The sequence below is a fragment of the Streptomyces sp. NPDC033229 genome, assembly GCF_055576875.1.
In genome coordinates this window covers 48,023-72,226 of the sequence record NZ_JBVIQR010000021.1, presented here as the reverse complement: position 1 = coordinate 72,226, position 24,204 = coordinate 48,023, and the positions used below count along the sequence as shown (strand labels likewise).

Below are 24,204 nucleotides of genomic sequence, written 5' to 3'. Positions count from 1 at the left end.
CAGTCGGTTCGGAGCAGCTGGTTCGGAGCAGCCGGTTCGGGCAGCTTGTTCGGGCAGCAGCACGAAAATTCGATGGACAGTGCAACCAGAGCCCCACTTTTCACGTGTTCCTCAGTGCAGGCCCCAAACGGCCCACCAGGGAGGAACACGACATGAACCGTGCATACCGCCTCACCACCGCAGCGGCCCTCGCCGCCACCCTCGTCGCGGGAGCCGCGGCCACCGCCACGGCAGCCGCACCGACTGCCCAGTCGGCGGCCTCCGCCAAGGCCCCCGCGCCGAAGCCCGCCCTGACCGCGCAGCCGAGCACCGGCACGGTGGCCGCCTGGCAGGAGTTCCGCGTCAGCGGCAAGGCGACCGGCATCAAGTCCGGCACGCGCGTCACGCTCCAGCAGAAGCAGGGCGCCAAGTGGGTCTCGCTTCCCGCGAGCGTGACGACCAACAAGGACTCCGCGTACTCGATGCGCGTCAAGCTCGGCATCAAGGGCAAGAACGCCCTGCGCGTCGCGGGCGGCGGCGCCATATCCCCGGAGTTCACGGTCACGGTCCGCTGACCCGAACGGTCCGCTGACCCGATCCCGCGGGGCGCCCCGCTACATCCAGGTGGTGGCGGAGGCGACGAAACGTGCCTGCTCGGGACGGTCCGGGTTGCCGTAACGGACCTCCACCCGGGGGTGCGACCTCAGGAACTCACTGTCGACGATGACCACCTGACCGGGGTGGGAGACGGTGCGCCGGACGATGTCCATGTTGAGGAACCACCCGTACTCCTTGGTGGCCGGGGCGTAGACGAAGAACTTCCCGCCGGAGTACTTCTCACCGGCACGCTTCTCGTCGAGGACCAGCGCCCAGAACGACACGGGGTGCCCCGCGGGCCACATCGTGAGCCGCTTGACCTTCAACCCGTCCAGCTCCATCGCCTCGAAGGGGTGGTCGGCGGCGGGGGCCACGGCGGCGACGTCCCGGGCGGCCGGAGCGACGGCCGTCCCGGCCTGCGCGCCCGACGCCAGACCGAGGCCGAGGGCCGCAGTGGCCATGACTATCGCCGTGGCACGGAACGCGGTACGAACTGACACGTTTCTCTCCCTTTCGATGACGTTCTTTCGGTGACGTTGTCGCTACGGCACGTGATCATGTCCTCACGGGGTGACCACGGCAACCGGACCGGACGAGAACGAGCCACCGGGGTCGCGCCGGGGCCACCACGAGCGGACGATGGAAGGGGGAGGGCCCCCGGGCTCCCCACCGGGGTGACGACAGACGACACCGGAGGTGCCGGGACATGACCAAGTACATGGATGTCCATCACGGCATGAAGGGCATCACACCCGACCAGCTCAACGCCGCGCACCGGGCTGACACGTCGATCCAGGGCGACGAAGGCGTGCGCTTCGAACACGCATGGGCCGACCCGAAGTCGGGGACCGTCTACTGCCTGTCCGACGCCCCCTCGGCGGACGCGGTCAAGCGCATCCACGAGCGGGCCGGCCACCCGGCCGACGAGATCCACGAGGTGCCGCTGGAGGTCTCCTGACCGCCTCTAGCCAAGAACCTTCGTGACGACACCGGACCCGACGGCTTTGCCCCGCTCGCGGATGGCGAACCTCTGCCCCACCGCAATGGGGGCGGGTTCGGTGAGCCGGACGGCCATGAGCGCGTACGCGCCGTCCGCGCCGTCCCGCAGGAGGGTGTGGACATGGCCGGTCGCATGGGTGGTGCGGAAGTAGAACTGCGCCTCGCGCTTGCCCTCGGCGGCAAGGGTGTCGGCGCGCCCACCCTCCTCCTCGCTCAAGATGTGAGCCTCGGCCTCGAACCCGGCGTGCTGGGTGACGGTACCGGGCGCGGCGACGACCTGCCCCCGCTGAACGTCCTCGGCTCGAAGCCCCCGCAGCCACACAGCGACGTTCGCCCCGGCCGCCGCCTCACCGAGCAACTCGCCGGGCCGCCCCTCGACGGCCGCGACCTCACCGCTCCCCGTCCGCCCGAAGCCGACGATCTCAACCGCGTCGCCGGGCCGGACCGTGCCGCGTTCGACGCGACCGGCGAAGAAGAACCTGCCACGGCGGCCGGGCCGGTTGAAGACGTCCTCGACGGGCATGAGAAACGGTTCGGGATTTCTTTCCATGTCGAGTATCCGACGGGTTACTTCTTGCCCGCCTTCGCCACTGTCTTTGCCTTCGCCTTTGCGTTCACATTCGCCGCGTCCTTGGCAAGGGCTTCGTACTGACCGGTGTCCAGGAAACGACGGAGGTCTGCCTCGGTACCCATCAACGCCTTCCTCGCGGCGGCCTTCACGGCGGGACCACCGGTGCCGCCGATCCGGGTCACGCTGATCCGGTAGTCGGTCAGACGGGCAAAGTGCTGGCCCTCGTCGAGGAAGCGGCGCAGGTCCTCCTCGCTTCCCCGCAACGCCTTCCACGCCATCTCCTTCATCGTCGGCCCACCGGAAGCCACAAGACGCGAGACGCGGAGCCGGTCGTCCGTCAGCCGGGCGACCGACAGACCGTGGTCGAGGAAGCGGCGCATGTCCTCAGGGGTGCCGTCGAGTGCCTTCTGCGCCGCTTCCCGGACGATCTCGCCCGAGTTCTTGTCGGTGAGGATCGCGAGGATCGCGGCCCGATCGCCACCCGCCTCGACGTTCGTCGCCCGGTCGAGCACCGAGGCGCTGAGAGGCTGAGGAAGCCCGGCCGCAGCTGCCGGAGAGGAAACCAGCACGGCCGACGCGATCGCGGCAGCGGCGACGAGGGCGAGAACACGGGCGCGATTCATGCGCTATTACCCACTTTTTCCGAGCAAGGAATGCTTTTCTCGTATCGTATGTCGATCAGGAAACGCTTCCTCGACGGGGCTGGCACTCAACCCCCGTCGCGGCCACGCAAGGCGTCGCACTGCCGTCCGCTCCTGCGCACCGGTGCCCTTGCAACGGCCCTGCACGTGGCGTGGTGTACCCCATCGAGTGAAGCCCGTGCGGCACGTCTATGCCCCGGTGACGAACCGCGCTCTCCTGGCGATGCTCCCGGAATCAGGGCGCGCCGCCAGCGAGAGGAGTCCACACAATGGCTCGATCGGTGATCAGACGTCTCTGGAAGCCCGTCGTCGCGATGATGGCACTGTCGGTCGGCTTCCTCGCGCCTGCCGCCACAGCCGCAGAACACCGTGCCGCCGCCGTGCCGCCAGGCGACTACTGCGGTGCGCAGGAAAGCTTCTACGGCGGCAGCCGGTACACCTACGCCGAGGTGCAGGTGTGTCTGCACTTCGAAGACGGCGGCCCCCCGGAGGTACGGGTGAGCACGCACAACAACAGCTGTTACTGGGGCGGCTGGTACAACGCGAGCGCGAGCTACCCGGCCGAATGGAAGGCCGAGGGCACCGTGAGCAAGGGTGGCCAGACGGCGAACTACTCGGCCGCACTCCGCCAGGCGTCCGCCAACGGCTGGGTCGGCGGAGGACAGTTGCCGGGCCGGCGAGTGCGGCGCGGCCACGGTCACTCTGAACTTCCACCAGAGCGGCCCCTATTGGACCGGCAGCGACTACGACATCAACTCGGGCGAGCGCACGTACCAGGTCGACGTTCCCTGCTGACCCGCGGCGCGTCCTCAGGGAATGCCCGTACTACCCGGCCCGGTCCGTGAACCGCGCCTGGTCCCCGTAGTCGCCTCTGGCGCCGGACGTGAGCCCGCGGTCGAACGTGGTGGCGACCAGATAGGCCGTCGTCGGGGAAGAATCGGTCATGCGCTGCCCTCGCGGGATGGCGGGGCGCTGGTCGTCGGGGTGGGCGGTGCGCAGCCATGCGGGCAGGAGGGCCGTGAGGGTGATGGCGGTCGCTCGCCCTCGGCGGCGGGGCCGAGGACCGGTTACCAGTGGGCGGTGCGGCCCCCCGGTGGTCCGGCCCGGAGTCGAACCGGTAGGGCCCCACCGATGCGGGTGGGGCGACGACAGTGTCAGGAGAGTGCTGCGGCGAGCGTCCCGACGGGAAACCCCCAGAAAACCCCCCAGCAGCCGAAAAGAAGCCCCGCCGGAGCCTGTTTTCGCAGGTCAGACGGGGTGAGGGGCGGACGAGTCGGCCTGTACGCCGGGTTCTGTCTCCCGAGGGCCTCGCGGCCCGCGGGGAGGCGGCCATCCATCTAGGCCTGCCGTTGCCGGCAGGCTCGTGCGGTCTACCCGCGGACTCGGGCGGGCAGCCCTCGATCGTCCGCGCAGGCCGTCTTGCGACGGCCCTCTTGACCTTGCTCCGGGTGGGGTTTACCTAGCCGTCCGAGTCACCTCGGACGCTGGTGGTCTCTTACACCACCGTTTCACCCTTACCGGAAGCCTCGCGGCCTCCGGCGGTCTGTTTTCTGTGGCACTGTCCCGCGGGTCACCCCGGGTGGGCGTTACCCACCACCCTGCCGTATGGAGCCCGGACGTTCCTCGGGGGATCCGAAGATCCCACGCGGCCGCCCGGCCGGCTCGTCCGCCGTGTCGACCATGCTACCTGGCAGGCGTGACGTCCCCGTCACGCCGGGGCGAACCAGACCTTCGCCCGGCCCGGGGACGCCTCGATCAGGCGGACCCGCAGCCGGTGGCCCAGGGACAGCGGGGGTCCGTCACCGTCGCCCTCGACGTGGCCGACGACGGCCGGTTCGTACAGGTGCACCGTGCCGGCCGTCGGGCGGTCCTCGCGGACGTCGACGACGTACGCGTCGAAGACCTCGCCGATCCGGTCCCGCAGCAGCGCCGCCTCGACCAGGTCCACGCAGTCGCGTTCGGCCCGGGTGGCGCGGCGGGCGCCGGACTCCATTTCCTGCGGGAGGGCGTCCAGCGCGGACCGTACCCATTCCGGCGCGTCCGTGCCCGCGGCCGCGGCCAGGCAGAGTTCGCCGGTGTAGCGGTCCACGAGGCGGCGCAGCGGGGCGGTGCAGTGGGCGTACGGGGCGGCGAGGGCGGCGTGGAAGGAGACGTCGGGGCTGATGGGGAGGGGGTGGTCGGTGGGGCGGTCGCGGTCGAAGACCGTGTAGCCGGCGCCGCGGAGGAGGGAGGTGCACTCCTGGAGGAACGCCGCGTGCTGGGTGTGCCGGGGGTCGAGGGCCCGGAGGACGACGGCGTACGGCATGCCCTCGGGCCAGTTCACGCCGAGCGAGCGGGCGACGCGGCGCAGCCGTTCGACGGCGGTCTGGGGGGCGGGCGGCAGGGTGCGGAGGATGCCGGTGCCGGCGGTGAGCATCAGCTCGGCGGCGGCCATGCCGGTCATGAGGGAGATCTGGGCGTTCCAGCCGTCGGCGGGCAGCGGGACGCGGTATGCGAGCCGGTAGCGGTCGCCGCGCCGGACGACTTCCTGCTCGGGGACGTTCAGCGAGATGCCGCCGCGCGTCCGCTCCAGCTCCTCCCGGCGCATCCCGATCTCGCGCAGCAGCGCCAGCGGTTCCTCGGCCGTGCCGGAGTCGATGGCCCGCTGGACGCCCGCGTAGTCGAGCTTGGCCCGGCTGCGGACGAGGGACCGGCGGACGTCGGCCCGTACGACACGGCCGTCCGTGTCGAGGTCGAGCTGCCAGAGCAGGGCGGGGCGGGTGTGGTCGGGGAGGAGGCTGGCGGCGCCCTCGCCGAGTATGTCGGGGTGCAGGGGGATCCGTCCGTCGGGGTAGTAGAGGGTCGTCACCCGGCGGTGCGCCTCGGCGTCGAGGGCCCGGCCGGGGAGGACGAACGCGCCGACATCGGCGATGGCGTAGTACACCCGGAAGCCGCCGGCGTCGCGGCGGGCCAGGAACATGGCCTGGTCGAGGTCCATCGAGTCGGGCGGGTCGATGGTGAACAGGGGGATGTCCGTGGCGTCGTGCGCGGGAAGGCGGGGTCGCCGCGTGGCCCGCTCCGCCTCGCTGAGGGCAGCCTCGGGGAACTCGGCGGGTACGTCCGACTTCGCACGCAGCTCGCGCAGCGCGGCGCGCAGGGGGGCGCCGTCCGTATCCGTCACATGTATGTGGCGACGGGGCATGGCACCGAGCGTAGGCGGCGTGCGGGCACGCGGCACGGTGAGCGCGGCGGGCGGCGTTAGGCTCGACGGGGCCCTTGCCCGTTCCGCGTCGCCCACGGCGCGCGGGCGTACGTACTGAAGGAGAAACGACCGTGCTCGTGCTGTTGCCGCCGTCCGAGGGGAAGGCCGCGCCCGTCGAGGGCGGTTCCGGCGGTGCCCCGCTGGAGCTCGGTTCGCTGTCCCTGCCGGGGCTGACCGAGGCGCGCGGGGCCGTGCTGGCGGAGCTCGTGGAGCTGTGCGCGGGCGACGAGGAGAAGGCGGCGGAGGTCCTCGGGCTGAGCCCGGGGCTGCGGGGCGAGATCGCCAAGAACGCCGCACTGCCGGGCGCCGGCACCCGGCCCGCCGGGGAGATCTACACGGGTGTGCTGTACGACGCGCTGGGCCTGGCCACCTTGGACCCGGCGGCCCGGCGGCGGGCGGAGCGGTCGCTGCTGGTGTTCTCCGGGCTGTGGGGCGCGGTGCGGATCGGCGACGCGATCCCCTCCTACCGCTGCTCGATGGGGGTGAAGCTGCCGGGGCTGGGCGCGCTCGGCGCGTACTGGCGCGGCCCGATGGCGCGGGAGCTGCCCGAGTCGGCGGGCGACGGGCTGGTGCTGGATCTCAGGTCCGCGGCGTACGCCTCCGCGTGGAAGCCGGCCGGTGACGTCGCCGAGCGGACGGCGACCGTGCGGGTGCTCCAGTCGAAGGTCGTGAACGGGGTGGAGAAGCGGTCCGTCGTGAGCCACTTCAACAAGGCCACGAAGGGACGGCTCGTACGGGACCTGCTGACGGCCGGCGTCGAGCCGGCCGGGCCGGGAGAGCTGGCCGCGGCGCTGCGGGAGCTGGGTTACGCGGTGGAGGGCGGGGCTCCGGCCAAGGGCGGGAAGCCCTGGGCGCTGGACGTCGTGGTCACCGAGCTGTAGACACGAGCTCGTTGCACACTGTGCAACGAATGTTGCGGTGTGTTTCGGTCGCGACGAGGATGCCTGCGTGACCCGCGCCGCCGCACCCACCTCGCCCGTGTCCGTCCTCGACGTCGCGCCCGTCGTCCCCGTCGTCGTCCTCCACGACGCGGCCGACGCGGTCCCGCTCGCCCGCGCCCTCGTCGCCGGCGGTCTGCCCGCGATCGAGGTGACGCTGCGCACGGAAGCCGCGCTCGACGCGATACGGGCCGTGGCGGCGGACGTGCCCGGTGCCGTGGTGGGCGCCGGCACGGTCCTCACCCCCGGGCAGGTGAGCGCGGCGGTCGGGGCGGGAGCGCGGTTCCTGGTGAGCCCCGGCTGGACGGACCGGTTGCTGGACGCGATGGGGGCGGCGGGGGTGCCGTTCCTGCCGGGGGTGTCGACGGCCTCGGAGGTCGTGACGCTGCTGGAGCGCGGCGTGCGGGAGATGAAGTTCTTCCCCGCCGAGGCCGCCGGCGGGGTGGCCTACCTGCGGTCGCTGTCCGCGCCGCTGCCCACCGCCCGCTTCTGTCCCACGGGCGGCATCGGGCCCGGCTCGGCGCCCGCGTATCTGGCGCTGCCCAACGTCGGCTGTGTCGGGGGGACATGGATGCTGCCCGCCGACGCGATCCGGGACCGGGACTGGGCGCGGATCGAGGAACTCGCCCGTGCGGCGTCGGCGTTGCGCGGCCCGTGACGCCGGCCTTCACACCACCGTTCACACCGCCCTTTGCGCCACCCTTCACACCGCCCGGGGAAGGCACGGCGAACGCCCGCCACTCCATCCGGTGAACGCACCCCCGGCCCGTGGGTGATCGGCCGGGGACTGGCACCGGGGGCCGGTCCGGCTGCCATAGCCTGCCGCTGCCATGAACGATTTCGTTGACGAAGCACGCTCGCGAGTCGCCCACCTGCTCCGGATGGCCAACACGACCGACGACAGGGTCCGGGCACGGATCATCGAGTACGCCGACACCACCCCGGAACCGCCGGTCATGAGCCGGGCCGGGATCGTCACGACCGGCTGCCCGCAGTGCCACCGCACCGCCTGGCGGCAGCAGGATGCCGAGGGCCCGGTCTGGGTCTGCGCGTCGTGCGGCCATGTGGAAGGAGTGATCGTGGAGTGCCCCCATTGCCGCATCGCCATGCGGCCACCGCCTCTCGGCGCTCCGGACCGGTGGCAGTGCCCGGACTGCCCGCGGGTCGCGGCCACCGGGGAGAGCGCCCAGGACATCGAGGACCGTGAACGGCAGCGTCTGGAGGCGCTCGCCCTGTTGGAACGCGCCATCGGGCTGTGCGCGGAATAGGCCCGGCGGGTACCCGGCGGGCACCCGGCGGGTACGGCGAAGGGCCCCTGCCATGCGGCGGGGGCCCTTCGCCATGTCACCGGCGCGGGTGGTCCGTCACGTCAGTGGCGCAGGTGGGACGTGTCGTTCAGCAGCCGGAGCGAGGCGTTGCCGTCGGCGTAGTAGGCGACGGCGGACAGGGAGGCCGCGGAGAGTTCCATGCGGAACAGCGACTCCGGCGGGGCCCCGAGCGCCAGCCGTACCAGCGTCTTGACCGGCGTCACATGGGTGACCAGAAGGACCGTCCGGCCCGCGTAGCGGGCGATGAGCTTGTCCCGCGAGAGCGCGACCCGGCGGGCGACCGCCGCGAAGCTCTCGCCGCCGCCCGTCGGCGCGGCCTTGGAGGAGGCGAGCCAGGCGTCGAGGTCGTCGGGGTAGCGCTCGCGGACCTCGGCGAAGGTCAGTCCCTCCCAGGCACCGAAGTCGGCCTCGCGCAGCCCCTCGTCTATCCGGACCTCCAGTCCGAGGCGCGCGGCCACGGCCGCCGCGGTCTCCCGGCAGCGGCGCACCGGCGACGACACGACGGCCTGGACGGTGCCCCGCGCGGCGAGGGCGGCCGCGGCCTGCTCCGCCTGACGGCGTCCGGCGGGCGAGAGTTCGGGGTCGCTGCCGCCGCTGCCGGAGAACCGCTTCTGGGGTGTCAGCGCCGTCTCGCCGTGCCGCAGCAGGACGAACGTCGTCGGCGCGCCCAGGTCGGCCGGGGCGGCCCACCCGACGGGCACGGCCTTCGGCTCGGCGAGCGCCGCCGTGCCGGAGGTGTCCGCGGAGACGGAAAGGGGTGCGGCGGAAGCCGGGGCGGCCGGCTCCGGCGTCATCCGCGTGTGGAGACCCGCGGCCGACGCCCCGGGCTCCCAGCGCTTGCCGGCCTTGCCCGCGTCCATGGCCTCGTTGGCGAGCCGGTCCGCGTGCTTGTTCTTCTCGCGCGGGATCCACTGGTACGTGACCTGGCCGGCCGGCAGGACGCTCCGGGCCTCGGCGGCCAGCGGCTTCATGTCCGGGTGCTTGATCTTCCAGCGGCCGGACATCTGCTCCACGACGAGCTTGGAGTCCATCCGGACCTGGACCGTGGCCTCCGGGTCGAGGGCCTTCGCCGCCTTGAGGCCCGCGATGAGGCCCTTGTACTCGGCGACGTTGTTGGTGGCCGTGCCGATGTACTCGGCGGCCTCGGCGAGGGCCTCACCGGTGACCGGGTCCAGGACGACGGCGCCGTACCCGGCGGGGCCCGGGTTGCCCCGGGAACCGCCGTCCGCCTCGACGATGAAGCGATTCGCCATGGGGCTTACAGGCCCGACTCGCGGGTGCGGACGAGGATGCGGGTGCAGTTCTCGCACCGGACGACCTCGTCCGGGGCCGCGGCGCGCACCTCGTTGAGCCCGGTGATGTCGAGCTCCAGGCGGCAACCCTCACAGCGGCGCTGGTTGAGGCGGGCGGCACCGACGCCACCCTCCTTGGTGCGGATCTTGTCGTAGAGCTTGAGCAGGTCGGCCGGGATGGAGCCGGCGACGATCTCGCGCTCCTTGGTGACCGAGGCGGCCTCGGCGTCGATCTCGGCGTAGGCGGCGTCGCGGCGGGCGACGGCGTCGTTGACCTTGGCCTGCACGGACTCGACGCGGCCGGTCAGCTCGGTGACGCGCTCCTGGGCGGACTCACGACGCTCCATGACCTCGAGGACGACGTCCTCCAGGTCGCCCTGGCGCTTGGCGAGCGAGACGATCTCGCGCTGGAGGTTCTCCAGATCCTTCGGGGAGATGCCGACGCCGGAGTCCAGGCGCTGCTGGTCGCGGGCGGCGCGCTGGCGCACCTGGTCCACGTCCTGCTCGGCCTTGGTCTGCTCGCGGGTGGTGTCGCTCTCCTCGGTCTGCGCGGCGACGAGGAGGTCGCGGTGCTGCGTGAGATCGCCTTCGAGGCTCTGGATCTCGGCGTGCTCGGGCAGGCTCCTGCGCTTGTGGGCGAGCTGCGCGAGGCGGGTGTCCAGGGTCTGGAGGTCGAGAAGACGGATCTGGTCGGCGGGCGCGGCGTTCAGTGGAAGCTCCTGATTAGTGGTGGGAAGAGGAAGCGGACGACGCCGCGTGGGCGGTCCAGGGGTCGGTGACCGCACGGGAGATGTGGGTGCGCAGCCCCCAGCCGTGGCGGTCGGAGATCTCGTCGAGCTGAGCGGCGGCCTGCTCGATCCAGGGCCATTCGGTGGCCCAGTGCGCCGCGTCGACGAGGGCGAGCGGGCTGTGGTGCTGGGCCTCGGACGCGGGGTGGTGGCGCAGGTCGGCGGTGACGTAGGCGTCGACGCCCGCGGCCCGTACCTCGTCGAAGAGGGAGTCGCCGGAGCCGCCGCAGACGGCGACCGTGCGGATGAGGCGCTCGGGGTCGCCCGCGACGCGGATGCCCTGCGCGGTGGCGGGCAGCCGCTCGGCGGCACGGGCGGCGAACGCGGCGAGGGTCAGCGGGGGCTCGACCTCGCAGATCCGGCCGAGGCCGCGGCGGCCCGCGGAGTCGCTCGGGTCGGGTACGAGGGGGCCGGTGACGCGCAGGTCGAGGGCGCCGGCGAGGGCGTCGGAGACACCGGGGTCGGCGCGGTCGGCGTTGGTGTGCGCGACGTGGAGGGCGACGTCGTTCTTGATGAGGGTGTGCACGACGCGGCCCTTGAAGGTGGAGGCCGCGACCGTCGTCGTTCCGCGCAGATAGAGCGGGTGGTGGGTGACGAGCAGGTCCGCGCCCAGCTCCACGGCTTCGTCGACGACCTCCTGAACGGGGTCGACGGCGAACAGGACCCGGCCGACGGGGGCGTCGGGGTCGCCGCAGACCGTACCGACGGCGTCCCACTGCTCGGCCCGCTCCGGGGGCCAGAGGGCCTCGAGGGCGGCGATGACTTCAGACAGTACGGGCACGGGGAAAGGCTACCTGCCCCTCGTGCCCCCACGGGTCCCCTGGGCGGGGTGCCGAATATCCGACCACCGGGCCGGCTGGTCGGTCCGGCCGAAGCGGGTCGGGCTGCCGCCCGGGGGAAAGCCGGGCTGCGCCCAGGGGGAGCCGGGCTGCCGCCGGGGGGAAGTCGGGCTGCCGCCCGGGAGGGACGGCTGGACGCCGACACCCGGCAGGCCCGCTCCGGGCGAGGCCCGCGCGGCGGGCGGACGTTCACAGCCCGCGGCGAGCGACCCGCTACTTCTTCACCAGGTACCCGCGCAGATCGTCCAGGACACTGTTCGCCGCCGTGACACCGAGGCCCAGGTACCAGGTCTCGTCCTGGACGTCCTTGGCACGGCCGTCCTTGACCGCCTTGAGGTTCTTCCAGAGCGGGTTGTCCTGGGCGCTGTCGCGCTTGGTCTTGTCCGGGTCGCCGTAGACGCCGGTGAAGATCCAGTCCGCGTCGGCCTGGTCGATGTTCTCGGGGCTGATCTCTTCCGCGAGCTTGTCGGCCTGCTGGTTCTTCGGGCGGGGCAGGCCCGCGTCCTTGAGGATCGTGCCGATGAAGGACTGCTGCGCGTACAGGCGCGTGAACTGCGGCAGGTAGCGGAGCATGGTGATCGTCGGCTTCTTCTCGCCGATGTCCTCGCCGAGCTGCCTGGCCTTGGCCCCGTACGCGTCGAGCTGCTTCCTGGCGTCGGCGGTCTTGTCCAGGGCGGCCGCGTTGAGGAGGTAGTTCTCCTTCCACGTGAAGCCGGGGCGGATGGAGAACACCGTCGGGGCGATCTTCGAGAGGGCCTTGTAGTTCTTCTCCGCGCGCAGCTTGCTGCCGAGGATCAGGTCGGGCTTGAGCTCGTTGATGGCCTCGAGGTTGAGGTTGCTGATGGTGCCGACGCTCTTGGGGGCGCCGACGTCCTTCTTCAGGTACTCGGGGATCTCCTGGCTGCCCTCGCTCGGCGCCCAGCCGACCGGCTTGATACCGAGGGAGACGACGTTGTCCAGCTCGCCGACGTCGAGGACGACGACGCGCTTGGGCATCTCCTTGATCTCGGTCTTGCCGAGCGCGTGGGTGACCGTGCGCGGGAACTGGCCCGGCTTCGCGTCCGTGCCCATCTTCGCGGTCTGCTCGGCCGCCTTGCCGAAGTCCTTGCCGCCCTGCGCGACGGACTTGGAGCCGCTGCCGTCCTTGCCCGCCCCGCTGTCCTTCCCGTCGGAGGAACCGCAGGCCGCGAGCGAGAGCGCGGCGGCTACGGAAAGGGCGACGGCGGCGGTGCCGCGGCGGCGGAGGGACATGTGGTGCTCCTGGTCGGTGGGAAGGCGGTGACCGGCCGGCCGTGGGCGGAAGAGCCGTAGGCGGAAAACGCGCCAGGCGGCAGGGTGGTCAAGGGAGCCTGCTCGGCCACTCCCGCGGCCACTTAGGTTCGCCTTACTTTAAACAGACGTCCGGTGAGGAGCACATCCACCCCCGGCCCCTCAGGCAATACGGACCAACATCACCCTTACGCGTGAAGCGGCCTCACTCTCAAGGTTCGGGACGTAGTGCGATAACTACGTTCAGTGCCGGAGGTGACGTTTCTCATGACGGTCTGTGTCCCCCAGAGCGCTCCACCGAGCACCCCATCCGGCCCGCCGAAGGACCGCGGCCGCACTCCGTTCACGGTCACGGCGGACGGTTCGTACGCCGCGCGGCTGGCTCTCGGCCGTGGCACCGGTGGCTGGTTTCCGGAGCGTTGGACGCTCGGCGGCCCCGAGCCCTACGCGGTCCCGCTGCCCGGCAGCCAGCCCGAGGAGCCCGACAGCGAGGTGCTGCCGCTCTCCGACGGGCGGGTGCTGATCCGCCGCCGGGTCGCCGAGCGGTACACGCTCTCGCTGCTCTATCCCACCGGGCCCGGCACCGGCGAGCTGCCGCTCGGCTCGATCGAGTGCCCCCGGCTGTCCCTGCTGCCCCCCGCGCCCGACGGCTCGTCCGCCTTCGCCCTCGTGCACGGCGAGCGGTCGACCACCCTGTGGCGGGTGCACGGCGGCGCCTACGGGCCCGAGCGGGTCACCGAGCTGCCCGGCCGCTGCTCGGGCGGCGCCTGGCTCGACCGCACGGGCCGGATGCTCGCCCTCGACCGCGAGCTGGACGGGCGCACCAAGGCCGTCGTGGTCGACCTGGGCCGGGGCGGCGAGACGAGCCCGCTGCTGCAGATCACGGAGGAGAGCAACGACCGGCTGCTGCTGGCCGATCCGGACAGCGGTCTATTGCTCGTACGGTCCGACGCGCCCGGGCAGGACCGGCTCGGCTGGGGGGTGCTCGGCTCGGCACGGCCGGTGCGTTTTCCCGAGTGCCTGCGGATGGCCGACGTGGCGGTGACCCCTTTCGCCGCGCAGCCCGGTCAGGTGCTGATGCCCGAGAGCTGTGCGGTGGCGCTCCGGATCGACGGGGCGGCGGGCAGCTGGGTGGGGGTGTGGCGGCCGTCGGCGCGGCGGGTGCAGCAGTTCCCGGCGCCGGTGGGGTGGCTGGCGGGCGCGGGCCTGTGGACCGCCGACGGCGAGCTGCGGCTGCCGTACGTCACGCCGTACGTGCCCTGCGGGCTGGCGCGGTTGCGGCTCCCCGGCGCGGACGGCAAGCGCGGCCCCCGCGAGGAGGACGGGGAGCAGGAGCCGGGCGGCCCACCGCAGGGGCCGGTCTGCGTCCCACCGGACGCCACGGTGCCGACCGAGCCGGACGGACCGACCGGGCCGACCGGGCCGATCGCGCACGACGAACCGGACGGGCCCGACGAGCCCGCGCATCCCACGGCCTGGGAGGCAGGGGCGGCGCCGCGGCCCGCGCCGCACACGGCATCGGCGCCGCCGCCCTGGCAGGCGGTGCAGCCGACGCTCACGGAAGGCTGCACCGGGTTCCCGGAGCCGGATCCGGGCGCCGCGCCCCGGCCGGTCCCACTCCAGCAAGCACCCCTGGGGCGGACCCCTTAACCGCTCCTCCCCGGCGGACCCCACGGGCCCACGACGCCCGGCACCGCGCTTGGTCGCGTTGCCGGGCGCCCGTCTGTCCGCGCCCGTTCCGCCCGGTTCCGGCACCGCCGTTCCGCCCGGTTCCGACGCCGCGAAAATCCGAACACCTCGGCGAACCGGGTGGCTCCGCGATCAAGGTCCCCGTTAGAATCGGGCGGGGGCTGTGCGGCTGTACCGGCCGGGCACCGGCGGTGAACCGAACGGTCGCGCGTGAGAAGCGTGTGCAGCGTGTTGACGTCCGTCGATGCCGTGCGCCACTGGGCACGGCCCCCGACGCGCAGTGCACGCATCCCCTTCCCACGGAGTGACTCTTCCCATGCCCGACGCCCGAACCGACACGACCGAGGCGCGCCCCCGCGAGGCGTTGGCCCAGGCCGCAGCCACCGGCTCCGGCAGGCACCGCGGCCCGGCTTCCCCGAACGACCACGGCGCCCCCGCCCTTGGCAAGCACCGCCGCGACGCGACGGACAGCCGCTAAGGCCTGCCCGGCGGGCCTTCGACTGCCGACCGCTGTGCCGCCTGCGGCGGCGGGCGCCCTGCGGGCGCGTCCTCAACCGCCGGACGGGCTTGATGTGGCTGAGCTCAGCCGATATCAGTCCGTCCGGTGGGACAGGCCCAGCACCTCCACGCTCGCGAAGGTCTCCCTCGACGGCCGCCCCGCGTAGTAAGGGGTGAGCAGCCCGTCGAGCTCCTCGACGCTGAAGGCCTCCCCGGCTGTGTCGAACCTGGCCGCCACCTTGGGCCGTTCGACGACGGCGACCATGCCGCCGTGCACCACGAAGACCTGCCCGCTGACATGCGCGGCCGCCGGTGAGGCGAGATAGCCCACGAGCGGCGAGACGTGTTCGGGCGCCAGCGGATCCAGCCCTTTGCCGGCCGCCTCGACGCTCTCGAAGACGTCCTCGGTCATCCGGGTCCGGGCCCGGGGGCAGATCACGTTCGACGTGACGCCGTATTTGCGCAGCGCCTCCGCCGTCGAGGTGGTGAGGCCGACGATGCCGCCTTTGGCCGCCGCGTAGTTGGGCTGCCCGGCCGAGCCGGCGAGGAACGCCTCGGAGGAGGTGTTGACGATCCGCCCGTACACCGGCCGGCCCGTCGCCTTCGCCCGGTCCCGCCAGTGCGCGGCGGCGAAGCGGACGGTGTTGAAGTGGCCCTTGAGATGCACCCGGACCACCGAGTCCCATTCCTCCTCGGTCATCGAGAAGACCATGCGGTCCCGCAGGATGCCCGCGTTGTTGACCAGGATGTCCAGCGAGCCGCCGGTGTCGAGGGCCAGTTGGACGAGGGCGCGGGCCTCGTCGAAGTCGGCGACGTCGCCGAGGTGGGCGGTGGCGCTGCCGCCCGCCGCCCGGATCTGTGCCACGACCGCCTCGGCGGGCGCGGCGGATGCCTCGCCCGAGCCGTCGCGGCCCGGTTGTCCGTAGTCGTTGACGATGACGTGGGCGCCGAGCCGGGCCAGTTCGAGGGCCTCGGCCCGGCCGAGTCCACGCCCGGCGCCGGTGACGATCGCGGTCCGGCCCCGCAGGGTCGCTTGCGCTGACATGCGCCTCCCTCTCCCGGAGTCGAATCGGTCAGATCTCGACGCAGGTGCGCAGCGCCTCACCGGTGCGCATCTGGTCGATCGCGTCGTTGATCCCGGCGAGCGGGACCCGGTGGGTGATGAGCCCGGCGAGGTCGATCCGGCCGGCCCGCCACAGGGCGATGGCCCGCTCGTAGGACCGCAGCACGTCGCCGCCGCCGTACAGGGACGGCAGGATCCGCTTCTCGTCGAAGAACAGCTCGAACATGCTGACCTGGAAGTGGTCGTCCAGGGCGCCCGCCCCGACGACGCACAGAGTGCCGCCGCGCCGGGTCGTCTCGTACGCGGTGCGGGCCGTGGCGGACGTGCCGACGACCTCGAAGACGTAGTCGAAACCCTCGCCGCCGGTGATCCGCTTCTTGGCGTCGGCCAGGGCGTCCGGGGCGACGGCCTCCGTCGCGCCGAAGCGCAGCGCGGCGTCACGGCGGGAGGCGACGGGGTCGACGGCGACGATCTGGGCGGCGCCCGCGGCCCGCGCGCCCTGGATCGTGTTGATACCGACGCCGCCGCAGCCGATGACGGCGACGGAGGAACCGGCGGCGACCCGCGCGGTGTTGAGGGCGGCGCCGAGTCCGGTGGTGACGCCGCAGCCGATGAGAGCGGCGATCTCGTAGGGCACGTCGTCCGGGATCGGCACGGCGCACACGGCCCCGACGACGACCTCCTCGGCGAAGGTGCCGGTGCCGGCGAAGCCGAAGACGTCGGACGGGGAGCCGCCCGCACGCCGGAAGTTGGGGGCGCCGGCGGCCGCGAGTCCGGCGAGGCACAGCTGTGTCTGGCCGCGCCGGCAGGACGGGCAGGTCCCGCAGGAGGGCAGCCAGCAGACCAGGACGCGGTCGCCCGGCTTGACGGCGGTGACGCCGTCACCGACGTCGAGAACCTCGCCGGCGCCCTCGTGGCCGGGGACGAAGGGGGCGGGCTGCGGCAGCACGCCGCTCATCGCGGACAGGTCGGAATGACACAGTCCGGCGGCGCGGAGGCGCAGTCTGACCTTCCCCGGGCCGAAGCCCACGGCCTCGACGTCGTCGAGGACTTCGAGCTTGTCCTGGCCGATCTCGTGCTGGACGGCTGCGCGCATGGTGCGTATCCCTCCGGGATTCGAGGACTCGCGGTACGGGCGTGGTTCAGGTGTGCTCGACGACGGTGTCGGTGAGGACCGGCGCGTCCTCGCGCTCGACGGCCGTCACGGACACCTGGACCCGGCCGGCCTCCGGGCTCTCGCGCCACATCCGCACGCGCAGGGTCTCGCCGGGGAAGACGACGCCCGCGAAGCGGGTCGCGTACGAGCGGACGCGGGTCACGTCACCGTCGAGCACGGTGTCGACGACGGCCTTGAGGACGATGCCGTAGCTGCACAGGCCGTGCAGGATCGGCCGGTCGAAGCCGGCGGAGGCGGCGAACTCCGGGTCGGCGTGCAGCGGGTTCCAGTCCCCGGAGAGGCGGTAGAGCAGGGCCTGGTCGGGGCGGGTGGGGCACAGGGCCGTCCGGTCCGGCTCGCGGGTGGGCGCCGGGAGCCGGTCCGCGGGCCCGCGCTCGCCGCCGAAGCCGCCCTCGCCGCGGACGAAGATCCGGCAGTCGCTGGTCCACAGCGGGCCGTCGGCGTCGGCGGCGTCCGCGCGCAGCACGATGACGGCGGCCTTGCCCTTGTCGTACACGGCGGCGACGCGGGAGGTGAGCGTGGCACAGCCGCGGGCGGGCAGCGGCCGGTGCAGCCCGATGGTCTGCCCGCCGTGCAGCACGCGGGCGAGGTCGACGTCGACACCGGGCGCGGAGAGGCCACCGGCCAGGGCCATGCCGCCGCCCGCGACGGTCGCGAAGCTGGGGAGCACACTGAGCCTGCTCTCCAGGGTGTAGCGGAGCTCTTCCGGGTCGGTGGGCCGGGCCGCGCCGGCCCCGATGCCGAGGTGGTAGAGGAGGACGTCCTTGTGGTCCCAGGAGAGCTCGACGCTACGGGGTTCGGCCCCGACCGCCTGGCTTACGTCGATGGGCATCGGGGCGACTGCTCCTTCGCGGTGTGGTCGAAGACCCCGACCCGGCCATCCGCACCGCAGGCCGCGCCGGGGTCGCTGCCGGGCCGGCCCGCTCGCGCTCGGCACTGGAACGCGTTCCAGCCGGTCCGATGACCCTTGTATAGCCGATCGCCGTGAGGGCCGGAAGGCCGCGGACCGCACTACCTGACGGGGCGTCACATGCCATGACAAAAGTCACCGCACGCCTTGGACAGATGCATCTGCGCAGCTCACCGCCCTGTTCCTTAAGGTCGGAGCATGAGCGGAGCGATGCAGCGGATCGAACGGATGAGGCCGCCGGACCGGCGGACGTTCCTGCCCTGGCTTCTCATCCTCACCGGCGACGTCATCGACCTGTGCCGGGGAAGGCTGCCGCTGCCCTGGCTCGGCGCCACGGGACTGACGGCCTTCGTCACCCTCTACGCCACCACCGTCTTCCTCGGCCTCGACGAGCGCCGCCGCGAGACGCGCGCCCCGCTGGCCTCGCTCGCCGCACTGGCCGCGGTGACCTACGCGCTCACCATCGGCTACGGCGGCGACTGGCTGCTGTGCTTCCCCCTGCTGTCCCTGACCGCCGGCATCGTGCTGCGCGGCAGCGGCCCCCGGCTCGGAGCGGCGCTGGGGACACTCGGCACCACGGTCGGGGTGCTGATGGCCGTGCACAACGACACCGAGGACGTCCTGGCCATCGCCTGGGGCACCGCGCTCTCGGGCCTGGTCGCGGCCGCCTTACTGAACCTCTTCGAGACGGTGGAACGGCTGCGCGCCACCCGCGAGGAGCTGGCCCACGCCGCCGTCGAGCGCGAACGGCTGCGCTTCTCACGCGACCTGCACGATCTGCTGGGCCACACCATGTCCGTGATCGTGGTCAAGGCCGAGGCCGTACGGCGGCTGGCCCCGCGCGACCTGGACGCGGCCGTCGACCAGGCCGCCGACATCGAGGCGGTGGGGCGTCAGGCCCTCACCGAGATCCGTGAGGCCGTCACCGGCTACCGCGAGGGCAGCCTCACCACCGAACTCGAGCGCGCCCGTTCCCTCCTCGACGCCTCCGGCATCGGCACCGACATCCGCCAGTCGGGTCCGCCCCTGCCACCCCAGACCGCGGCGCTGCTCGGCTGGGTGGTGCGCGAGGGCGTCACCAATGTCGTCCGGCACAGCGCCGCGGCCCGCTGCGCCATCGAGGTGCGCGGCGAGCCGGACCGGGTCCATCTGGAGATCACCGACGACGGTCGCGGCGTAGGCTCGGAATCCGCCGAACCGGGCGGCGCCAAGGGCGGTACGGGCCTCAAGGGGCTGACCGAGCGGCTGGCCGCCGCGGGCGGCGCGCTTACCGCCGGGCCCGACGGTAAGCGGGGCTTCCGCCTGGTGGCGGAACTTCCGGTGGACGACGAAGAGGAGGGCCGGGCCGCATGAGCCGCGTCATCAACGTGCTGCTTGCCGAGGACCAGGGCATGATGCGGGGCGCGCTCGCGCTGCTGCTCGGCCTGGAGGACGACATCGAGATCGTCGCGCAGGTCGGCAACGGCGACGAGATCCTGCCCCAGGCCCTGGCGACCCGGCCGGACATCGCCCTCCTCGACATCGAACTGCCGGGCCGCAGCGGCCTCGACGCGGCGGCCGACCTGCGGGAACGGCTGCCGGACTGCCGGGTGCTGATCCTCACCACCTTCGGCCGGCCCGGGTATCTGCGCCGGGCCATGGAGGCGGGGGCGTCCGGATTCCTGGTCAAGGACGGCCCGGTGGAAGACCTCGCCGCGGCGATCCGCAGGGTGCTGGCGGGCGAGCGCGTCATCGACCCGGCCCTGGCCGCGGCGGCCCTGAGCGCCGGTCCCAACCCGCTCACCCAACGCGAACGCGACGTACTGGCCGCGGCGGTGGACGGGGCGACGGTGGCGGACATCGCGGCGCGGGTGCACTTGTCGCCCGCGACCGTGCGGAATTATCTGTCGGCGGCGATAGGGAAGACGGCGACCCGCAACCGCATGGAGGCGGTGCGGGCGGCTCGGCAGAACGGTTGGCTGTAGCTCCGGGCAGGCGCCCGGAGGGCGCTGTCCTCAATCGCCGGACGGCTTGGTATGTGCGACCGCACCCCGGCCGGACGGCCGCCCCGCCCCGGGAGGCCCCGGGCCCGGCCCCCGACACGGAGCCCGTCACCGACATGCGGCAGCATGACCGCCACGACCCGCACCGCCAGGAGGAGACCGCATGCCCCCCAAACCCGAGATACTCGCCGCTTTCGAGGCGGCGAAGGGCTTCATGCCGGTCGACGAGGGCCTCGCCCTCTACGCCGCCGCCGAGGAGGCCGCGGCGCTCGGCCCGCTGCTCGAAGTCGGTACGTACTGCGGGCGCTCCACCCTGCTGCTGGCCGCCGCCGCGCGGGAGGCCGGGACGACGGCCGTGACCGTCGACCACCATCGAGGCAGCGAGGAGCAGCAGCCCGGCTGGGAGTACCACGACCCGTCCGTCGTGGACGACGACCCCGGTGTGGGCCGCATGGACACCCTGCCGACGTTCCGGCGCACGCTCTACAAGGCGGGCCTGGAACCGCACGTGATCGCGATCGTCGGCCGGTCGCCGCAGGTCGCGGCGGTCTGGGGGACGCCGGTCGGGCTGGTCTTCATCGACGGCGGGCACACCGACGAGCACGCGAACGCCGACTACGAGGGCTGGGCCCCGCACGTCGCCCCGGGCGGGCTGCTCGTCATCCACGATGTCTTCCCGGACCCGGCGGACGGCGGGCAGGCGCCGTACCGCGTCTACCTCCGGGCCCTGGAGTCCGGCGAGTTCGCCGAGGTGTCGGTGACGCGCTCGCTGCGCGTGCTGCGCCGGGTGGCCGGGCCCCGCGCCTCTCGCCTGGCCGGCGGGTCTTGAACTGCGGGCCGTCCTGCGGCGGGCGCCCCGCGGGCGCGTCCTCAATCGCCGGACGGGCTTGAGGACACCGCCGCGCAGCGGTGGTGCTGCCCCTACTTCCCTGGAGGGGGTCTCGGAGCGCGAGCCGCGGCGCTAGCATCGCCAGGTGTCCAACGGCAGGAATTCCCGCGTGCCCGGCCGCCTGGGCGGCACCACCCTCCGCACCCCCCTTCTCGTGGCGCTGGCCGCTTTACTGGCGCTCTCGCTGGCGGGCTGGCTGCTGTGGGACGCCGCCGCGGGCGGTGGTGCGGACGACGCCAAGTCCCCGGTGGCGGCCTCCTCCGCGACGGGTCCCGCACCGTCGGACCGGTCCGGGCAGTCCGGCCGGCCCGGGAAGCCGTCGTCCGCGCGCCCCTCGCCGTTCGTGACGCCGCCGTCGAAGCCGACGGGCGGGGCGTCGCGTCCCGCCGACGGGGCGACGGCGGCGGGGGCGGTCGGCCGGCCCCGCGCCGACGGTCCGCTCAAGGGCAAGGTCGTCGTCATCGACCCCGGTCACAACACCCGTAACCGCGACCACACCGCCGAGATCAACCGTTCCGTCGACATCGGCACCGGGCGCAAGGAGTGCGACACCACCGGCACGTCCACCGACGACGGCTACGCCGAGGCCACGTTCACGCTCGATGTCGCGCACCGGATCAAGACGATGCTCCAGGACCAGGGCGTCACCGTCAGCTTCACCCACGACGGCGACCGGCCGTACGGGCCGTGCGTGGACGAGCGGGCCGCGATCGGCAACAAGGCGCACGCCGACGCCGTGGTGTCCGTGCACGCGGACGGTTCGGCGGTCGGCAATCGCGGCTTCCATGTGATCCTGCCCGCGACCGTGCGCGGCGGCCGCGCGGACACCGCGCCCATCGTCGGGCCGTCGAAGGAGCTGGGCGCGCGGATCGCCGGGAACTTCGTACGGACGACCGGAAGCGCGCCGTCCAACTACATCGGGGGCGGCACCGGCCTGGACACCCGGTCCGATCTGGGCGGCCTCAATCTCTCCACCCAGCCGAAGGTGTTCATCGAATGCGGCAACATGCGTGACCCGAAGGACGCCGCTCTGCTCACCGACACCGTGTGGCGCGAGAAGGCGGCGCGAGGGATCGCGGACGGCATTACGGACTTCCTGCGAGGGTAGATACCAGCAGGCCACGGCCGTGTCACGAGGGTGATACGAAGGAGACGCCCCGACCGCCCAGGCGATAGGTTCACCCGTACGATGGGGCGGCCACCCCCGCGCCCCCGCAGCTCGCGTATCGGCGACCGCGACGACTTCTGACAGCTCTGACAAAGGATTTTAGGTGAACATCCGCTCCCTCACTCGAGGCGACGGCGTGGTGATCGGAGCAGCGGTGTTGCTGTTCATCGCCTCGTTCCTCGATTTTTACTCCGTCGATTGCAGTGGCCAGTTCTGCGACAAGTCGGACCTGCCCAACCTGTGGGACTCGAAGCTCTTCCCGGTGCTGCCCACCGTCGTCCTCGCCGGGATCGTCGGCGCGGTGCTCATCATCGCGGGCCGCTTCCAGCCCCAGGGCCGCAATCTGCTCGGGCTCACGCTCGACCAGTGGGGCACCGCTCTGACGGTGTTCGCCGCGTGGTCCTCGCTGTGGACGATGTTCGGCGGCGCTCTGGAGGACAACGACAAGGTCGGTGCGGGCGTCGGCCGCATCCTGGCACTCATCGCGCTGCTCGTGATGGCCGCCGGTGCGCTGCTCACGCAGCGGATCCCGGCGCTGAAGGCCCCGCTGATGGGCGCTCCGGCCCCGCAGGCCCCGTCCCCGTACGGTGCCGGTCCGGGCTACGGCTACCCGGGTCCGGGTGGCATGCAGCAGGGTCAGGCCCCGTACGGTGCGCAGCAGCAGCCCTACGGCGCGCAGACCGGCCAGACCGGTCAGCCGCAGGCCCAGCAGCAGGACCAGCCGGCTCAGGCGCAGCCCGCCGGCCCGGTGGGCGCCCAGCCCGCCGCGGCACCCGCCGGTGACTTCGCCCCGTTCTGGTTCGCGGTGCCGGTGGCCCGCCCCCTGTACGGGGAGGACGGCTCGCCGACGCAGATCGCCGAGCTGGCGCCCGGCACGTGGTACCTCGCGGTGGACCAGCGCGGTCAGGCGCTCGTCGCGCAGACGCAGGACGGCCGCCGCGGCGTGCTGCAGGACACGACGGGCATCCAGCGCGGCTGAGGCACGCGCCGGAGGAAGCTCCGTCATCGAAGGCCCGCCGGGGTTGCCCGGCGGGCCTTCGCCTTTACCGCCCCGGCTCTTGACCGCCGCCCCGACCGGTGACCGTCGCCCCCGCTCGTGACCGCCGCGCCGGAACCGCCCGCGAGGCGGGTCCCTCTTGCGGGGGCGGCCGGTCGCCCGTACAGTCGCCGGACTCTGCCTGACGGCTCGTCAGTTCCAGTGGAGGGGGCGGCACCGCATGCGACTCGGCCTGGCACTCGGCTACTGGGGCCGCGGCCCCGACCCACGGCACGTGGACCTCGTCCGGCAGGCCGAGCGGCTGGGGTACCACTCGGTGTGGACGTCGGAGTCCTGGGGCTCCGACGCCTTCACCGCGCTCACCTGGATCGCCGCCCGCACGACACGGATCCTGCTCGGCACGGCCGTGGCCCAGATGGCGGCCCGCGCGCCCACCGCCACGGCGATGCACGCGCTGACGCTCGACCATCTCTCCGGGGGCCGGATGCTGCTCGGGCTGGGGCTGTCGGGGCCGCAGGTGGTGGAGGGGTGGTACGGGCGGCCGTTCCCGGCGAGCCCGCTGACCGCTACGCGCGAGTACGTGGACATCGTCCGACAGGTGCTGCGCCGGGAGGCCCCCGTCGCACTCGACGGCCGTTTCCATCCCCTCCCCTACACCGGTCCCGGAGCCACCGGCCTCGGCAAGCCGCTGAAGTCCGTCACCCACCCGCTCCGTTCCGGACTGCCCGTCCTGCTCGGTGCGGAGGGCCCCCGGAACATCGCGCAGACCGCGCGCATCGCCGACGGCTGGCTGCCGCTGTACTGGTCGCCCGAGCGCGCGGACGTCTACACGGCCTCACTGGGCGAGGTGCCCGCGGGGTTCATGGTCGCGCCCATGGTGCGGGCGCGGGTGTGTGCCGATGTCGCCGAGGGGTTGCGGCCGGTGAAGGAGATGCTCGGCTTCTACATCGGCGGGATGGGGCACGCGACCCGTAATTTCCACGCCGATCTGATGGCGCGGATGGGTTTCGGGGACGCGGCGCGGCGGGTGCGGGAGCTGTTTCTCGCGGGGCGGCGGGCGGAGGCGGTGGAGGCGGTGCCGGACTCCTTCGCCGACGAGATCTCCCTGGTCGGGCCGGCGGAGCGGATCGCCGAACGGCTGACGGCATGGCGGGCGGGGCCGGTCACGGATCTGCTGGTGACGGCGCCCGACCTCCGGACGCTGCGGGTACTGGCCGAGCTCAACGCGTGATCACCGCGTGGCTGCCGGCCGTTGCCGCCTGCGGCGGCGAGCGCCCTGCGGGCGCGGGGGGAGGGGGGGGGGGAGGAGGGTTAAAAGATAGCCGAGCCGTTGGAAACAACAACAAAAT

General features: G+C 72.9%; 25 protein-coding genes and 1 other RNA gene. 14 read left to right on the top strand and 12 right to left on the bottom strand.

Going from position 1 to position 24,204, the window contains the following annotated elements:
• Positions 1-152: 152 nt before the first annotated feature.
• The gene (locus tag ACZ53N_RS19775; RefSeq protein ID WP_469142122.1) at positions 153-554 is read left to right on the top strand and encodes a hypothetical protein; all 402 of its coding nucleotides are present in this window, start codon (positions 153-155) and stop codon (positions 552-554) included.
• A 39-nt stretch (positions 555-593) separates the two neighbouring features.
• Here the strand turns inward: ACZ53N_RS19775 and ACZ53N_RS19770 are convergent, their stop codons facing one another.
• Complete coding sequence (locus tag ACZ53N_RS19770; RefSeq protein ID WP_469142121.1) at positions 594-1,076, bottom strand: hypothetical protein; 483 nt, start codon at positions 1,074-1,076, stop codon at positions 594-596.
• 206 nt (positions 1,077-1,282) lie between these two features.
• Here ACZ53N_RS19770 and ACZ53N_RS19765 point away from each other — a divergent pair, with 206 nt between their 5' ends.
• On the top strand, positions 1,283-1,534 hold the full coding sequence (locus tag ACZ53N_RS19765) for an SCO4226 family nickel-binding protein (RefSeq protein WP_469142120.1): 252 nt from the start codon (positions 1,283-1,285) through the stop codon (positions 1,532-1,534).
• 6 nt (positions 1,535-1,540) lie between these two features.
• On the opposite strand, the gene ACZ53N_RS19760 is transcribed toward ACZ53N_RS19765, so the two are convergent.
• Complete coding sequence (locus ACZ53N_RS19760) at positions 1,541-2,125, bottom strand: EF-Tu C-terminal domain-related protein (RefSeq protein ID WP_469142119.1); 585 nt, start codon at positions 2,123-2,125, stop codon at positions 1,541-1,543.
• A gap of 17 nt (positions 2,126-2,142) precedes the next feature.
• Entirely contained in the window at positions 2,143-2,769 is a 627-nt protein-coding gene (locus ACZ53N_RS19755) for an ALF repeat-containing protein (protein WP_469142118.1), read from the bottom strand.
• A 299-nt stretch (positions 2,770-3,068) separates the two neighbouring features.
• Between ACZ53N_RS19755 and ACZ53N_RS19750 the strand changes: the two genes are divergently transcribed.
• Positions 3,069-3,632, top strand: a complete 564-nt coding sequence (locus tag ACZ53N_RS19750; RefSeq protein WP_469142117.1) for a hypothetical protein — start codon at positions 3,069-3,071, stop codon at positions 3,630-3,632.
• Positions 3,633-4,052: 420 nt separating this feature from the next.
• On the opposite strand, the gene rnpB is transcribed toward ACZ53N_RS19750, so the two are convergent.
• Positions 4,053-4,452, bottom strand: an RNA gene (gene rnpB / locus ACZ53N_RS19745) — RNase P RNA component class A.
• A 43-nt stretch (positions 4,453-4,495) separates the two neighbouring features.
• On the bottom strand, positions 4,496-5,968 hold the full coding sequence (locus ACZ53N_RS19740; protein WP_469142116.1) for an RNB domain-containing ribonuclease: 1,473 nt from the start codon (positions 5,966-5,968) through the stop codon (positions 4,496-4,498).
• A 131-nt stretch (positions 5,969-6,099) separates the two neighbouring features.
• On the opposite strand from ACZ53N_RS19740, the gene yaaA reads away from it, so the two are divergent.
• From yaaA to ACZ53N_RS19725, 3 genes are all read left to right on the top strand, one after another.
• The gene (yaaA, locus tag ACZ53N_RS19735) at positions 6,100-6,909 is read left to right on the top strand and encodes a peroxide stress protein YaaA (protein ID WP_469142115.1); all 810 of its coding nucleotides are present in this window, start codon (positions 6,100-6,102) and stop codon (positions 6,907-6,909) included.
• Positions 6,910-6,976: 67 nt separating this feature from the next.
• Positions 6,977-7,624, top strand: coding sequence for a bifunctional 4-hydroxy-2-oxoglutarate aldolase/2-dehydro-3-deoxy-phosphogluconate aldolase (gene eda, locus ACZ53N_RS19730; protein WP_469142114.1), 648 nt, complete (start codon positions 6,977-6,979; stop codon positions 7,622-7,624).
• Between the two features lie 172 nt (positions 7,625-7,796).
• Entirely contained in the window at positions 7,797-8,234 is a 438-nt protein-coding gene (locus ACZ53N_RS19725) for a hypothetical protein (RefSeq protein ID WP_469142113.1), read from the top strand.
• Positions 8,235-8,335: 101 nt separating this feature from the next.
• Here the strand turns inward: ACZ53N_RS19725 and ACZ53N_RS19720 are convergent, their stop codons facing one another.
• The 4 genes from ACZ53N_RS19720 to ACZ53N_RS19705 all read right to left on the bottom strand — a co-directional run bounded on the left by ACZ53N_RS19720 (position 8,336) and on the right by ACZ53N_RS19705 (position 12,464).
• Positions 8,336-9,547 (bottom strand): bifunctional RNase H/acid phosphatase, encoded by a 1,212-nt coding sequence (locus tag ACZ53N_RS19720; protein ID WP_469142112.1) that lies wholly within the window; start codon positions 9,545-9,547, stop codon positions 8,336-8,338.
• Between the two features lie 5 nt (positions 9,548-9,552).
• On the bottom strand, positions 9,553-10,296 hold the full coding sequence (locus ACZ53N_RS19715) for a zinc ribbon domain-containing protein (protein WP_469142166.1): 744 nt from the start codon (positions 10,294-10,296) through the stop codon (positions 9,553-9,555).
• Between the two features lie 13 nt (positions 10,297-10,309).
• Positions 10,310-11,155 carry a Nif3-like dinuclear metal center hexameric protein gene (locus ACZ53N_RS19710; RefSeq protein ID WP_469142111.1) on the bottom strand — a complete coding sequence of 282 codons (846 nt, stop codon included), beginning with the start codon at positions 11,153-11,155 and terminating at the stop codon, positions 10,310-10,312.
• 271 nt (positions 11,156-11,426) lie between these two features.
• The gene (locus ACZ53N_RS19705) at positions 11,427-12,464 is read right to left on the bottom strand and encodes an ABC transporter substrate-binding protein (RefSeq protein ID WP_469142110.1); all 1,038 of its coding nucleotides are present in this window, start codon (positions 12,462-12,464) and stop codon (positions 11,427-11,429) included.
• A 285-nt stretch (positions 12,465-12,749) separates the two neighbouring features.
• On the opposite strand from ACZ53N_RS19705, the gene ACZ53N_RS19700 reads away from it, so the two are divergent.
• A complete protein-coding gene (locus tag ACZ53N_RS19700) occupies positions 12,750-14,132 on the top strand; it encodes a hypothetical protein (RefSeq protein ID WP_469142109.1) in 1,383 nt (460 codons plus the stop codon).
• Between the two features lie 355 nt (positions 14,133-14,487).
• Entirely contained in the window at positions 14,488-14,649 is a 162-nt protein-coding gene (locus ACZ53N_RS19695) for a hypothetical protein (RefSeq protein ID WP_469142108.1), read from the top strand.
• Positions 14,650-14,763: 114 nt separating this feature from the next.
• On the opposite strand, the gene ACZ53N_RS19690 is transcribed toward ACZ53N_RS19695, so the two are convergent.
• From ACZ53N_RS19690 to ACZ53N_RS19680, 3 genes are read right to left on the bottom strand one after another with little or no spacing between them, the layout of a single operon-like run.
• Positions 14,764-15,714: a 3-oxoacyl-ACP reductase gene (locus ACZ53N_RS19690; RefSeq protein ID WP_469142107.1), complete on the bottom strand. Its 951-nt coding sequence runs from the start codon at positions 15,712-15,714 to the stop codon at positions 14,764-14,766.
• A gap of 28 nt (positions 15,715-15,742) precedes the next feature.
• Positions 15,743-16,828 (bottom strand): alcohol dehydrogenase catalytic domain-containing protein, encoded by a 1,086-nt coding sequence (locus ACZ53N_RS19685; RefSeq protein WP_469142106.1) that lies wholly within the window; start codon positions 16,826-16,828, stop codon positions 15,743-15,745.
• Between the two features lie 46 nt (positions 16,829-16,874).
• Entirely contained in the window at positions 16,875-17,741 is an 867-nt protein-coding gene (locus ACZ53N_RS19680) for a MaoC/PaaZ C-terminal domain-containing protein (RefSeq protein WP_469142105.1), read from the bottom strand.
• Positions 17,742-18,017: 276 nt separating this feature from the next.
• Between ACZ53N_RS19680 and ACZ53N_RS19675 the strand changes: the two genes are divergently transcribed.
• The 6 genes from ACZ53N_RS19675 to ACZ53N_RS19650 all read left to right on the top strand — a co-directional run bounded on the left by ACZ53N_RS19675 (position 18,018) and on the right by ACZ53N_RS19650 (position 24,086).
• Positions 18,018-19,172, top strand: a complete 1,155-nt coding sequence (locus tag ACZ53N_RS19675; protein WP_469142104.1) for a sensor histidine kinase — start codon at positions 18,018-18,020, stop codon at positions 19,170-19,172.
• Positions 19,169-19,783, top strand: coding sequence for a response regulator (locus ACZ53N_RS19670; RefSeq protein ID WP_469142103.1), 615 nt, complete (start codon positions 19,169-19,171; stop codon positions 19,781-19,783). The genes ACZ53N_RS19675 and ACZ53N_RS19670 overlap by 4 nt, the downstream gene beginning before the upstream one ends.
• 181 nt (positions 19,784-19,964) lie before the next feature.
• Positions 19,965-20,630 carry a class I SAM-dependent methyltransferase gene (locus ACZ53N_RS19665; RefSeq protein WP_469142102.1) on the top strand — a complete coding sequence of 222 codons (666 nt, stop codon included), beginning with the start codon at positions 19,965-19,967 and terminating at the stop codon, positions 20,628-20,630.
• A gap of 145 nt (positions 20,631-20,775) precedes the next feature.
• The gene (locus tag ACZ53N_RS19660) at positions 20,776-21,798 is read left to right on the top strand and encodes an N-acetylmuramoyl-L-alanine amidase (RefSeq protein WP_469142101.1); all 1,023 of its coding nucleotides are present in this window, start codon (positions 20,776-20,778) and stop codon (positions 21,796-21,798) included.
• A gap of 163 nt (positions 21,799-21,961) precedes the next feature.
• The gene (locus ACZ53N_RS19655) at positions 21,962-22,837 is read left to right on the top strand and encodes a hypothetical protein (protein WP_469142100.1); all 876 of its coding nucleotides are present in this window, start codon (positions 21,962-21,964) and stop codon (positions 22,835-22,837) included.
• Positions 22,838-23,075: 238 nt separating this feature from the next.
• Positions 23,076-24,086, top strand: coding sequence for an LLM class F420-dependent oxidoreductase (locus ACZ53N_RS19650; RefSeq protein ID WP_469142099.1), 1,011 nt, complete (start codon positions 23,076-23,078; stop codon positions 24,084-24,086).
• The last annotated feature ends 118 nt before the right edge of the window (positions 24,087-24,204 follow it).